At 68.4% G+C, this 13,405-nt stretch carries 9 protein-coding genes; 6 read left to right on the top strand and 3 right to left on the bottom strand.

The genetic code is table 11. The annotated features are described in order from the left end of the window. The first annotated feature begins 46 nt into the window (after positions 1 to 46). Positions 47 to 2,035: a TonB-dependent receptor gene (locus tag Q8K84_RS03795; RefSeq protein WP_305280975.1), complete on the top strand. Its 1,989-nt coding sequence runs from the start codon at positions 47 to 49 to the stop codon at positions 2,033 to 2,035. Between the two features lie 74 nt (positions 2,036 to 2,109). Here the strand turns inward: Q8K84_RS03795 and Q8K84_RS03800 are convergent, their stop codons facing one another. Then, positions 2,110 to 2,514 (bottom strand): DUF4168 domain-containing protein, encoded by a 405-nt coding sequence (locus tag Q8K84_RS03800; RefSeq protein ID WP_305280977.1) that lies wholly within the window; start codon positions 2,512 to 2,514, stop codon positions 2,110 to 2,112. A 180-nt stretch (positions 2,515 to 2,694) separates the two neighbouring features. Next, positions 2,695 to 3,732: a DNA topoisomerase IB gene (locus Q8K84_RS03805; RefSeq protein ID WP_305280978.1), complete on the bottom strand. Its 1,038-nt coding sequence runs from the start codon at positions 3,730 to 3,732 to the stop codon at positions 2,695 to 2,697. A 92-nt stretch (positions 3,733 to 3,824) separates the two neighbouring features. Between Q8K84_RS03805 and rlmJ the strand changes: the two genes are divergently transcribed. The 4 genes from rlmJ (at position 3,825) to Q8K84_RS03825 (ending at position 7,957) form a co-directional block, all read left to right on the top strand. Next, positions 3,825 to 4,652 (top strand): 23S rRNA (adenine(2030)-N(6))-methyltransferase RlmJ, encoded by an 828-nt coding sequence (rlmJ, locus tag Q8K84_RS03810; protein ID WP_305280980.1) that lies wholly within the window; start codon positions 3,825 to 3,827, stop codon positions 4,650 to 4,652. Positions 4,653 to 4,723: 71 nt separating this feature from the next. Further along, the gene (locus Q8K84_RS03815; RefSeq protein ID WP_305281236.1) at positions 4,724 to 5,284 is read left to right on the top strand and encodes a sugar transferase; all 561 of its coding nucleotides are present in this window, start codon (positions 4,724 to 4,726) and stop codon (positions 5,282 to 5,284) included. A 53-nt stretch (positions 5,285 to 5,337) separates the two neighbouring features. Then, on the top strand, positions 5,338 to 7,425 hold the full coding sequence (locus Q8K84_RS03820) for an AsmA family protein (RefSeq protein ID WP_305280981.1): 2,088 nt from the start codon (positions 5,338 to 5,340) through the stop codon (positions 7,423 to 7,425). Between the two features lie 55 nt (positions 7,426 to 7,480). Further along, positions 7,481 to 7,957, top strand: a complete 477-nt coding sequence (locus Q8K84_RS03825; protein WP_305280983.1) for a cytochrome c — start codon at positions 7,481 to 7,483, stop codon at positions 7,955 to 7,957. Positions 7,958 to 8,040: 83 nt separating this feature from the next. Here the strand turns inward: Q8K84_RS03825 and Q8K84_RS03830 are convergent, their stop codons facing one another. Then, entirely contained in the window at positions 8,041 to 8,379 is a 339-nt protein-coding gene (locus tag Q8K84_RS03830) for a hypothetical protein (RefSeq protein ID WP_305280985.1), read from the bottom strand. Positions 8,380 to 8,749: 370 nt separating this feature from the next. On the opposite strand from Q8K84_RS03830, the gene gltB reads away from it, so the two are divergent. Beyond that, complete coding sequence (gene gltB / locus Q8K84_RS03835) at positions 8,750 to 13,396, top strand: glutamate synthase large subunit (protein ID WP_305280987.1); 4,647 nt, start codon at positions 8,750 to 8,752, stop codon at positions 13,394 to 13,396. Positions 13,397 to 13,405: the final 9 nt, after the last annotated feature.

Below are 13,405 nucleotides of genomic sequence, written 5' to 3' on the forward strand. Positions count from 1 at the left end.
ACTGTCACCCACATGTGACCCTCCGCCTGACCCCGATGAGGCCCTGATGCCCGACATGCCGCCCCTGGTCGACGAAGTGCAGGTGACCGCGCCAAGGCTGGCGCCGAGTCCGGCGGACCGGGCCTTCGCCATTGTCCGACTGCGTCCCGACGACCTGGCGCAAGCGCCGCGGCTCGATGAGGCGCTACGCTCAGAGCCTGGGGTCGCCCTGTTCCGACGCTCGGGCAGCGAAGTCGCCAACCCCACCATCCAGGGCCTGTCCCTGCGCGCGATCGCCCCCTCCGGCGCCGGCCGCACCCTGGTCACCCTGGACGGCGCGCCGCAGAACGATCCTTTCGGCGGCTGGGTGATCTGGTCTGCCCTGCCGCCCGAAGGCCTGAACGGAGCCCAGATCATCAAGGGTGCGGGCGCAGGGCCCTATGGAGCCGGCGCCCTGACCGGGGTGGTGGCGCTGACGGAGCGTGACCCCGTCGAGGGAGTCTCTGCGCTGGATATCTCGGCGGGATCCCGCGGGACCTACCGGGCGGCGGCGGCGCTGGGTACGGCCAACCTGCTGGCGGTGGTCGCCGGCTCCACCACCGAGGGCTACACCCCGATTCGCGGCCCTGGCAGTGGCGCTGTCGATGAACCCGCGGGCCTCAACCAGGTCTCAGCCGCCGCCCGCCTGCAGGGCCAGATCGGCGGGGTGCGGGCCGCTTTCCGGCTCGACGCTTTCGAGGAGCGCCGCGGCGGCGGGGTGGTCGGCGTCGGGTCAGAGGCCAGCGGCGGTTCAGCGACCCTATCCCTGGCCCAGCCTCAGGCGGCCGGATCCGGCGGCTGGCGCGCCCAGGCGTGGCTGCGGAGCAGCGATCTCAAGAATCGTTTTGCGGCCGTAGAGGCCGGCCGGGCCGCCAGCCGGCCCGCCGCCGAGCAGCTGGCGACCCCAGCCCTGGGCTATGGAATGAACGCGGCCTGGCGGCAGGTCTCGGGCGCCTGGACCTGGGAGCTTGGCGGTGATCTGCGAGTCGCCGAGGGCGAGACGAGGGAATTCTTCCGCGACCTCGGGGCGGGCTTCACCCGAGGGCGGGTGGCCGGCGGACGGACGACCGTCGGTGGGGCCTATGGCGAGGCCACCTATGATCGCGCCGGACTGCTGCTGACCGGCGGGGTGCGACTGGACGGCTGGTCGGCCAGGGACGCCCGCCGGATCGAGCGCGACCTGAACGGCGGCGCCGTCGTTCTCGAGTCCCGAGCCCCGGACGCATCGGGCGCCACGCCCACGGCCCGCATGGGCGCCCGGCTGGACCTGTCGGAGCAGGTCTATCTGCGCGGCGCGGCCTATTCGGCCTTCCGTCCCCCAACCCTCAATGAGCTGCATCGTCCCTTCCGGGTCGGCAACGACATCACCGAGGCCAATCCCGAGCTTGAACCTGAGCGCCTCTATGGCGTGGAAGCCGGGATCGGCGGGGAGGGCGCCTTAGCCTGGTCGGCCAGCCTGTTCTTCAATCGCCTTGAGGAGCCGATCACCAACGTGACTATCGGTCGGGGGCCGGGGACCTTCCCCATCGCCGGCTTTGTTCCTGCCGGCGGCGTGCTGCGACAGCGCCAGAATGCAGGCGCGATCGAGGCTGTGGGACTGGAGGTGTCGGCGGCCGGCGACCTTGGCCCGGTCACGCTGCGCGCTGCGGCCGTCGCCACCCGGGCCGAGGTGGATGGCGGCTCGGCGGCCCCGCAACTCACAGGCCTGCGTCCGGCCCAGACACCGGAGTTCGCCGCCAGCCTGGGGCTGGACTGGCGGGTGTCGGAGCCCCTGCGGCTATCGGCTGACCTCCGGCACGAAGGGCCCCGTTTCGAAGACGATCTCAACAGCCGGACCTTGGGGGCCGCCACGACCCTGGACCTCCGGGTCGGCTGGCGTCTGGCGCCGGAGGCCGAGCTCTATCTGGCGGCGGACAACATCCTTGACGCCGAGATCGAGACCGCGCGGGCCGGGGACGGTCTTCTGACCCTGGGGGCGCCGCGCACCCTGCGCATCGGCTACGCCCTGCGTCGCTAAAGCGCTCAAACGCAAATCGCCGAGACCCTTCGGCCTCGGCGATCATAGTTCCAGCCGTGAGGCTTGGACTGCGTCTAGTTGGCCGGCAGCGTGACGCCGTTGGCCTGCATGGCCACGCCGATGCGGGCGCGTAGTTCGGCGTCGCCCTGGGCGGCCTGGGCGATCTGATTGTACTGCTCGGCGCTGATGCCGCTCTTTTCCACGGCCGCAGCCATTTCAGTCGCGGCCTGACGCTGCAGGTCCGTGCGGGCGGTGTCGTCGGTCGCGCCCTGGATCTGCGGGGCGTACTTCTGGTTCAGCGTGCTGATCTCGTTCATGGCCAGGGCGAAGCTGTTCACCTGGTCGTCGCTGATCGCCGCGTTCGCCTCGGCGGCCGGTGGCGCCGCAGCCGGGCCGGGGGCTGTCTGGGCGTGGGCGAGGGAGCCGGCGCCAAGGGCGAGGGCGGCGGCGGCGGCAAACGTGGGGAGGCGATTGCGCATGGAAATCCTTTCTTACAGTCACGAATCCGAGGGCGCCCGCAGGCGCCTTTCAGTCCATATGATTCTTATAATGAAGTAATCAGGCGACTAAAGGGCGGGAAAAAAAACTATAAAAACAATGTATAGTAGCGACGCACCAAGCCTATCTGGCGGGAATTTGTTCGCATACCAGTGGTATTCTTATCGCACCGCAGGACGGGCTGCGGTCGGAGCCGCCTCCAGAAACCGGATGACCGCCAGTTCGAAGGCGCGCCCATCCCTGGCCTTCAGGGGCAGAACGCCCGTCTCATACGCCTCCAGCACCCAGGGGTGGATATAGGCCCGGCGGCAGACCGCCGGGGTATTGCCCAGCAATTGGGCCACCGCCTTGACACAGATGGCCACCTGTCGACGGGCCTCTGTCTCGGAGACAGACGGCTCGCCGCCAGCCAGGGCGCGGGCGGCGGAGACCGTCGCAGCCCAGGTGCGAAAGTCCTTGGCCGAGATCTCCAGGCCGGTCGCATCCCGCAGATAGGCGTTCACATCGGCCGACTCCACGGCGCGCCGGGCGCCGTCCTCATCCACATACTGAAACAGTCGCTGCCCCGGCAGGTCCTGGCACGACTTGACCACCCGGGCGAGGCGACGGTCCTGGAAGCCGGTCTCGTGGTCCTTGCCGCTCTTGCCGCGAAAGCTGAACACCGCGCCGCGGCTGTTGATGCTCGCATGTCGGTCGCGCAGGGTCGTCAGGCCATAACTCCTGTTGGTCCGGGCGTACTCGTCATTGCCGACCCGGATCAGCGTGGTCTCCAGAAGGCGCACCACGGCGGCCAGGACCTTTTCCCGGGGCAGGCCGCGGCGGGCGAGGTCGCCTTCGACCTGGCGGCGCAGACGGGGCAGGGCCCGCCCGAAAGCGGTCATCCGCTCGAACTTCGCCAGGTCCCGGGCCATCCGCCAGCCCTCATGGTAGCGGTATTGCCGGCGCCCGCGCTGGTCGCGCCCGACGGCCTGAATATGGCCCCGCGGGCTTGAGCAGATCCAGACCTCGGTCCAGGCGGGCGGGATGACCAGGGCCTCGATCCGCGCCAGGGTCGCCTCATCGGTGACCGGCTCGCCCTTGGAGTTGCGATAGGAAAATCGCCCGGACTCGCCCTTGCGCGCAATGCCGGGATCGTCGGCGTTCACATAGATGAGGCCGAATTCTAGAACCTCGGGGGGATGGGCGACGTCTTTGGGCATGGCCGGTCTCAATGCCTCGCGCCGGGGGGTCCGGAGCGGGCGAGCAACGTGCTAGGGGAGCGGCCGGTTCCTCATCCGCCGCCGAGGTCGAATTGAACTATCGCCACGCCTTCCATGCCGGAAACTTCGCCGATCTGGTCAAGCACGCCGCCCTGCTGCATCTGCTGGCCGCGTTGCAGGCCGACAAGGCGCCGCTCCGCATCATCGACACCCATGCGGGGTCTGGCCTCTATGACCTGCGTGGACCTCAGGCTCAGCGGTCTGGCGAGGCGCAGGCCGGGGTCATGCGGATGATGGGCGCGGGAGACCGGCCCGAGGCGCTCGATGATCTGGTGCGAGCCGTCACGGCGGCCAATGACGGCGCCGGTGAGCCCTGGCTCTATCCCGGCTCGCCCTGGCTGATCGCCCAGGCGCTGCGGCCAGCCGACACCTACCTGGCCTGCGAAATGCAAGCTGAGGAGCAGGCGCGATTGGCGCAGGTTGTGGGCGCCATGCCGGGGGTCCGGACCCTTTGCGGCGACGGCTTCGCTGAGGCCGCTCAGGTCTTGGACGCCAAGGCGCGCCAACTGGTGCTGATCGACCCGCCATTCGAGAAGGCCGACGACTACGACCGGATCGCCGTCCTGGCCGGCGAGACCCTGGCCCGCTCACCGAAGACGCACTTTCTGATCTGGCTGCCCTTGAAGGATCTGGAGACCTTCGACGGCTTCCTGCGCGACCTGGAGGACGCCTGCGAGCCAGCGCCCCTGCTGGTGGTCGAGGCCAGGATGCGCCCCCTGGGCGATCCCATGAAAATGAACGGCTGCGCCCTGGTGCTGATCAATCCGCCCGACGGCCTGGAGGCGCCGCTGCAGGCCGCGGCCGACTGGGTGACAGCCGTCGAACCCGGCGGACAGGCCCGGGTCTGGGCCTTGGGTTGAGCCCGGCTGGCGCGCAGGGCTCCGGCGCGATAAGCCAGGGACGACCGATCGGAGGAGGCGTGGACGTCTTGATCAAGCGTCTGTTCGATATGGCCGGGGCCCTTGCGGGGCTCCTCGTCCTGTGGCCCGTCCTGCTGATCATCGCCGTGGCGGTGCGCCTGGATTCGCCAGGTCCGGCCATCCACTGGTCGCGGCGGGTGGGGCGGGACAATGAGATCTTCCTGATGCCCAAGTTCCGCTCCATGCGGATCGACACCCCAGACATCGCGACGCATTTGTTGGAGGATCCGCAGCAGTGGATCACGCCCCTGGGGCGCGTTCTTCGGCGGACCAGCCTGGATGAGTTTCCTCAGCTCTGGAGCGTGCTGGTCGGTCAGATGAGCCTGGTGGGGCCGCGCCCGGCCCTGTTCAACCAGGACGATCTGGTCGCCCTGCGCACCGAGGCCGGCGTCCATCGCCTGCGGCCCGGGGTCACGGGCTGGGCGCAGATCAATGGCCGCGATGACCTGCCCATCGCCGACAAGGTGCGCCTGGACGCCGAGTATGACTCCCGCCAGAGCCTGGCCTTCGACATCCGGATTATCCTGGTCACCCTGCGCGCCGCGGTTGCAGCCCGTGGGGTTTCGCACTGAGGGGAGACAAGTCCGGACTTCGCGCGTTGTGATGGACGCAACTGGAGCTCCCCTTGCCCCAATTTTCCAGAGACCTGTCCCGGCGTGTCGCCGCCCTTCGCCCCTGGGCCGCCCAGCGCCGAGAGAGGGTGAGCGCCTGGACGGCCCGCGCCCGCGCCCGGAGCGCCACCCCGGAAGCCCGGCAGGGCTACCGCAGAACGGCCTTGTGGAGCGGCGGCGTGGTCGGCGCGGTGATCCTGGCGCTGGGTCTCTTCCTGCTGTTGTTCGACTGGAACCTGCTGCGCGGTCCCATAGGAGCCTTCGCCTCGGCGCGTCTGGGACGTGAGGTGGTTCTAGCTGGCGACCTGGAGGCCAAGCCCTGGTCGCTGCGGCCCCAGGCGACGGTCAATGGCCTGAGCATCGGCGATCCAGAGTGGGCGGGGGACGGCAAGACCCTCGAGATCGAGCGCCTGACTGTCCAGATGGAGCTCCTGCCCCTGTTTCGAGGCCGCACCATCCTGACGCGCCTGGAGCTGACCCGGCCTGTGGCCCGGCTGCGTCGGGACGGCGAGGGGCGGGCGACCTGGGATTTCTCGAGACCCGGCGCCAAGGACGAGCCCGTCGATCTGCCGGCCATCCGTCGGTTCATCATCGACGGCGGCCAGCTCGAAGTCATCGATGACCAGCGGGACCTGCGGTTCTCCGGCGGCGTGGAAGCCCAGGAAGTCCGCGGCGGCGACGCCGGCTTTTCCCTTACCGGCGACGGTGAACTGAATGGCGAAGTCTTCCGGCTGCGGGTCAATGGCGGCCCGTTGATCAATGTGAACCCCGACGAGCCCTATCCCTTTGACGTGGACATCCGCGCCGGGGCGACCCAGGTGACCGCCAAGGGCGCGTTGCCGGAGCCCTTTGACTTTGGTCGTTTCGGACTCGATCTGACCGCCGAAGGCCCCGACCTGTCGCGCCTCTACGCCATCACGGGCCTGGCCCTGCCCAATACGCCGCCCTACCGGCTGTCTGGTCGCCTGGTGAGAGAGGGACAGATCTACCGCCTGGACGATCTGGGCGGACGCCTGGGCGACAGCGACCTTTCGGGCAGCCTGCGGGTCGACGTGTCGGACGACCGGCCTTTCCTGTCGGCGGACCTGAGCTCCCGCCGCCTCGACCTGGACGACCTGGCCACCTTATTCGGCGGGGCGCCGTCAGTGGGCGCGGGGGAGACCGCCTCAGAGCCCCAGAAGGAGATGGCGCGGCGCCTTCGCGCCGAGCAGCGGCTGTTCCCCGACGCGACCCTGCAGGTCGATCGTATCCGCTCCATGGACGCTGAGCTGACCTACCGCGCTGAGGCCATTGAGGCGCCGAACCTGCCCCTGCGCGGCGCCAGGGTGCATCTGACCCTCAAGGACGGCTTCCTTGACGCCGACGAGGTGGTCTTCTCCCTGCCTCAGGGTGCGTTCGCAGGCCGCATCTCTCTGGACGCCCGCCCCGATGTGCCGATCACCGATCTGGACATGCGGCTCACCCGCGCCCGGCTTGAACAGTTGCTGCCCGCCGCGGAGGGCGGTGTCGCGCCCCTGTCTGGCGATCTGCTGGGCCGGGTGCAGCTGCGCGGCGCCGGAGCCTCGGTCCACCGGGCCTTCGCCAACGCCGAGGGCGAGGCCTTGCTGGTGGTTCCCCAGGGGGAAATCCGCGAGGCCTTCGCCGAGCTGATCGGCATCAACGTGACCCGGGGGCTGGGTCTCCTGCTCACCGATGACCAGTCGCGCACCCCGGTGCGATGCGCTGTGGCGCACTTCAAGGGGACCAAGGGCGTCCTGCGCGCCGACCACATCGTCTTCGACACGGGACCGGTCTTGGGTCGCGGAGAGGGTGAGATCGATCTGGGCCGCGAGCGGATCGACTTCCGCCTGGACGGCGAACCCAAGGAGCCCCGGCTGATCCGTCTGATGGCCCCGGTGACCGTCAGCGGCCCGATGCTGTCGCCCGAGGTGGGCGTTGAGGCGGCCGGCGCCATCGTCCAGGGCGGACTGGCTGTGGCGCTGGGGGTCGTGGCCGCCCCCTTGGCCGCCCTGCTGCCCTTCATCGATCCGGGGCTCGCAGAGGACGCCGCCTGCGGGGCTCTGATCTCGGAGGCCCGTCGCGCCGGCGCGCCGGCCAATTGACGCCAACCCGGACAGGCCGCAACACTCGGCTCCAGTTCACTGTCGGAAACAATTCATGACGAAGACATCGGCTGGCCTTGCCGCCGCACTGGCTCTAGCCACGGGCGCGCTGCTCGCGGGGGCTTCCCCGGCTGTGGCCGAAAGCGCGGCGGAGCGGGCGGTGGCCGCCCGTCAAGCCGGATTCAAGCAGATCGGCGCGGCCTTCAAGGGCGTGAACGACGAGCTGCGGGCCCGCAAGCCCGACCTCGCCGTGGTGGCCGCCGCTGCGGCGCGGCTGGAGGGCCACGCCACTCAACTTCCGACCTGGTTCCCCCGCGGCAGCGGGCCTGAGTCGGGCGCAGAGACCGGGGCTCGGGCGGCGGTATGGAGCGATGCGGCGGGATTCGCTGACGCCGCAGCCAATCTCCGAACTCAGACCCAGCGGCTGAACGTCCTGGCCCGGGAGGGTGATCTCGCCGCCCTACGCAAGCAGGCCGGCCAGGTCGCCGCCGCCTGCAAGACCTGCCACACCGCCTATCGCGAAGAGGACTAGGCCGGCGACCACGGCCGAGAGCCGTCGAATGACCCCGTCGCCTGATGGCGACGGGGTTTTCGCATCAGTTAAGCCTGAAGCCCTTAGCCGATCGAGCGGTCAGCGGCCTCGCGCAGGCAGCCCAGCCAGGCGTCTTCGCGGGCCTTTTCGGCGGCGCGGAGCTTCTCCTCAGCCTCCTGGACGCCGGCGTCATGCTTGCGCCATTCGGACACGGCCCCTTCACGGGCGGCCCGGGCGGCTTCCATGGTCGGGAAGCGGGCGAGGACGGCGCGGACGGAATAGCTGACCGGCGGCCCCACCGTCTCCCGGTCGGGATAGAAACCCGTCACCGAGTCCCCGGCTTCCTTTTCGATGTGGAAGACGTCGGCCCAACCGGCGTGATGGCGCATCAGGGCCCAGGGCCGTTCGATCTGGTCGGTCATCAGGCACTCCTCGAGTTCGGTGGCGGGAAAATAGCGCAGTAACGAGCCGGTCTCCAATCGCATCCGCAAAGGAATTGCAAGGCGCGCGGCGCTGGGTCTCGATGATGGCGCCCGAACGACCCTGTGATCGGGGCGCAAGGGCGCGCAATCGCTTCATTGTGATCCGGCGCTCAGCCGACCGTCAGGGGCGGCTTTGGGGCGATTGAGGGGCTCCTGAAGCCGCAACTTGGAAGATCATTTCAATTCCGGTGCTTCTGCCCCATCGACAAGGGCTGTTCTTGCCGGGTAAATGCGCGGTTCAAACGTGCGTCCGGAACGGCCCTTTTGGGCCGCGTGGACGCACGCCCGTAGCAAGTGGAAGGGAGTCCGTATGGGGGCGCCAGAGCGGCAGGGATTGTATGATCCGCGTAACGAGCATGATGCGTGCGGCGTAGGGTTTGTAGCCAATATTAAAGGCCGCAAATCGCATGAGGTCGTGCAGGCGGGTCTGCAGATTCTGGTCAATCTGGACCATCGCGGCGCGGTGGGCGCTGACCCGTTGGTCGGCGACGGCGCCGGGATTCTGATTCAGATCCCCGATGGTCTCTATCGCGCCTGGGCCAAGGACAACGGCGTCGATCTGCCGCCGGCCGGTGAATACGCCGTGGCCATGTGCTTCCTGCCGCATGATGAGGCCGCGCGCGACGTCGCCGTGGCCCAGTTCGAACACTTCATGAAGGTCGAGAAGCAGCCGGTTCTCGGTTGGCGCGATGTGCCGGTGAACCTGGACGGCATCGGCCAGGCCGTGCTCGACGCCATGCCGGTGATCCGCCAGGCCTTCATTGGTCGCGGCCCGACCATCAAGGATCAGGACGCCCACGAGCGGAAGCTGCTGGCCGTGCGTAAGCAGGTTCAGAACCCCATCGCCCAGCTGGCGGAAAAGAAGGGCCTGCCGGGCCTGAAGGACCTCTATCTGCCGTCGCTGTCGACGCGGACCGTCGTCTATAAGGGCCTGCTGCTGGCCGGCCAGGTCGGGACCTTCTACGAGGACCTGGCCAACCCCCTGGCGGAATCGGCCCTGGCCCTGGTCCACCAGCGGTTCTCGACCAACACCTTCCCGTCCTGGCGGCTGGCCCACCCTTATCGGTTCATGGCCCACAACGGTGAGATCAACACCGTCCGCGGCAATGTGAACTGGATGAACGCGCGCCGTCGCGGGATGGAGTCCGACCTGCTCGGCGCCGATCTCGACAAGATGTGGCCGCTGATCCCGCACGGCCAGTCCGACACCGCCTGCCTGGACAACGCCCTGGAGCTGCTGCTGGCCGGCGGCTATTCGCTGGCCCACGCGGTGATGATGCTGATCCCGGAAGCCTGGGCCGGCAATCCGCTGATGGATTCCAAGCGCAAGGCTTTCTACGAGTATCACGCCGCCCTGATGGAGCCATGGGACGGCCCCGCCGCCGTGGCCTTCACCGATGGCCGCCAGATTGGCGCGACCCTCGACCGTAATGGTCTGCGTCCGGCCCGCTTCGTCATCACCGACCAGGACCATGTGATCATGGCCTCGGAGGTCGGCGTGCTGCCCGTCGAGGACGAGCGCATCGTCCGCAAGTGGCGGCTGCAACCGGGCAAGATGCTCCTGATCGACATGGAGCAGGGGCGCATCATCGAGGACGAGGAGATCAAGGCCTCCCTCGCCAGCGCCAAGCCTTATGAAGAGTGGTTGGCCGAAACCCAGTTCAAGCTGGAGGATGTGGTCGACGCCGAGGAGGTCGAGCCGGTCAGCATCGACGATCCGGCCGCCCTGCTCGATCGCCAGCAGGCCTTTGGCTACACCCAGGAGGACCAGCAGTTCTTCCTCGAACCCATGGCGCGCCTGGGGGATGACCCCATCGGGTCTATGGGCGTGGACACGCCCATCGCCGTGCTCTCCCAGCGTTCGAAGCTGATCTACGAGTATTTCAAGCAGAACTTCGCCCAGGTCACCAACCCGCCGATCGATCCGATCCGCGAGGAACTGGTCATGAGCCTGGTCTCGATGATCGGGCCCCGCCCGAACCTGCTCGGCCGTCAAGCCGGCTCGCACAAGCGCCTGGAAGTCGCCCAGCCCATCCTGACCAATGAGGCCCTGGCCAAGATCCGCTCGATCAACGAGCTGCTGGACGGCGCCTTCCGCACCGCCACCCTGGACGCCACCTGGGCGGCCGATGAGGGCGCCGGTGGATTGGAGCGCGCCCTGGAACGTCTATGCCGCGAGGCCACCGACGAGGTGCTGGCCGGCATGAACATTCTGATCCTGTCGGACCGGGCGGTCAGCGCCGACCGCGTGGCCATCCCCGCCGCGCTGGCCACGGCGGCGGTTCACCATCACCTGATCCGCCAGGGCCTGCGGATGCAGACCGGCCTCGTCATCGAGACCGGCGAGGCCCGCGAGGTGCACCACTTCTGCGTCCTGGCCGGCTATGGCGCCGAAGCCGTGAATCCCTATCTGGCCTTCGAGACCATCGAGCAGCTGCGGGTGCAGAACAAGCTCGACCTCTCGGCCAAGGACGCGCGCAAGAACTACATCAAGGCGGTCGGCAAGGGCATCTTGAAGGTCATGTCCAAGATGGGCATCTCGACCTATCAGTCCTATTGCGGCGCCCAGATCTTCGATGCGGTCGGTCTGAACTCCGAGCTGATCGAGAAGTACTTTACCGGCACCGCCTCGACCATCGAGGGTGTCGGCCTGGGCGAGATCGCCGAGGAGGCCGTGCGGCGTCACCGGGACGCCTATGGCGACAACCCGATCTATCGCCATATGCTCGATGTCGGCGGCTCATACGCCTATCGCCTGCGCGGCGAGGCGCACGCCTGGACGCCGGATTCGGTGGCCCGTCTGCAGCACGCCGTCCGCGGCAACCTGCCCGACGAGTACAAGACCTTCGCCGCGAGCATCAACGAGCAGAGCGAGCGGTTGCTGACCATCCGCGGCCTGATGCGCTTCAAGCTGGCTGACAAGGCCATCCCGATCGACGAGGTCGAGCCAGCCAGCGAGATCGTCAAGCGCTTCTCCACCGGCGCCATGAGCTTCGGCTCCATCAGCCGTGAGGCGCACACCACGCTCGCCATGGCCATGAACCGTATCGGCGCCCGGTCCAACACGGGGGAGGGCGGCGAGGAGCCTGATCGCTTCAAGCCCCTGCCCAACGGCGATTCCATGCGCTCGAAGATCAAGCAGGTGGCCTCCGGCCGCTTCGGGGTCACGGCGGAATATCTGGTCAACGCCGACGACATCCAGATCAAGATGGCCCAGGGCGCCAAGCCCGGGGAGGGCGGCCAGCTGCCCGGCCACAAGGTCGACAAGGCCATCGCCAAGGTGCGCCACTCGACCCCCGGCGTCGGCCTGATCAGCCCGCCGCCGCACCACGACATCTATTCGATCGAGGATCTGGCCCAGCTGATCCACGACCTGAAGAACGTCAATCCCAAGGCCCGCATCTCCGTGAAGCTGGTCTCCGAGGTTGGGGTGGGCACCGTCGCCGCCGGCGTCTCCAAGGCCCGGGCCGATCACGTGACCATTTCGGGCTTCGAGGGTGGCACCGGCGCCTCGCCGCTGACCTCCCTCACCCATGCGGGATCACCCTGGGAGATCGGCCTTGCTGAAACCCAGCAGACCCTGCTGCTGAACGGCCTGCGCTCGCGCATCGCCGTCCAGGTGGACGGCGGCCTGCGGACGGGCCGGGACGTGGCCATCGGGGCCCTGCTGGGCGCCGAGGAGTTCGGCTTCGCCACCGCCCCGCTGATCGCCGCCGGCTGCATCATGATGCGCAAGTGCCACCTGAACACCTGTCCGGTGGGGGTGGCGACCCAGGATCCCGTCCTGCGGGCCCGCTTCACCGGCCAGCCTGAGCACGTGATCAACTACTTCTTCTTCGTGGCCGAAGAGCTGCGCGAGATCATGGCCCTGCTGGGCGTCCGCAACCTCAATGAGATGGTGGGCCGAGTGGATCTGCTCGACGCCGCGCCAGCCGTCGATCACTGGAAGGCCCGCGGAATCGACCTGTCGCGGCTGCTCTACCAGGCGCCCCTGGAGAACCCGAAGGGCCTGTGGAACACCGAGCAGCAGGATCACGGCCTGGCCATGGCCCTGGACCACCAGCTGCTGGCCGCAGCGCGCCCGGCGATCGGCGGGGGCGAGGCGGTCCGGGGTGAGTTCGAGATCCGCAACATCAACCGCACGGTGGGGGCGATGCTCTCGGGCGAGGTGGCCATGGCGCATGGCCATGCGGGCCTGCCCGACGGGACCATCTCCTTCACCTTCCGCGGCACCGGCGGCCAGAGCTTCGGGGCGTTCGCGGCCCGGGGCGTGACGCTGGAGCTCGTGGGCGACTCCAACGACTATGTGGGCAAGGGCCTGTCCGGGGGGCGCGTCATCGTGCGCCAGCCGCCGAACTCCAAGCGTGAGCCGACCCAGAACATCATCATCGGCAACACGGTCCTCTACGGCGCCATTTCCGGCGAGGCCTATTTCGAAGGGGTGGCCGGCGAACGCTTCGCCGTCCGCAACTCCGGCGCCGTGGCGGTGGTCGAGGGTGTCGGCGACCATGGTTGCGAGTACATGACGGGCGGCGTTGTGGTCGTCCTGGGCGATACGGGCCGCAACTTCGCCGCCGGCATGTCCGGGGGGATCGCCTATGTCTATGACCCCACCAACCGGTTCGACCCCTTGTGCAACAAGGCCATGGTGGAGATCGAGGCCATAGCCCCGGCCTCCAGCCTGGCCGATCCCGATGACGCCCAGCGGCCCCGGCAGAAGTCGGTGTCGGTGGACGACAACGGCATGGGTGATGTTCTGGCTTTCGACGCCGAGCGCCTGCGCATCCTGATCGAGCGGCACCAGCTCTATACCGGCAGCGCCCGAGCCCGGATGATCCTGGAAAACTGGGACGCCGAGCTGGCCAATTTCCGCAAGGTGATGCCGAGCGACTATCGTCGCGCCTTGCTGGACCTGGCCCAGGAACGCAAGTCCGCCGCCGCCGTCGCCGCCGAATAAGACTGAAGA

The sequence above is a fragment of the Phenylobacterium sp. genome, assembly GCF_030679875.1.
Taxonomy (GTDB): Bacteria; Pseudomonadota; Alphaproteobacteria; order Caulobacterales; family Caulobacteraceae; genus Phenylobacterium.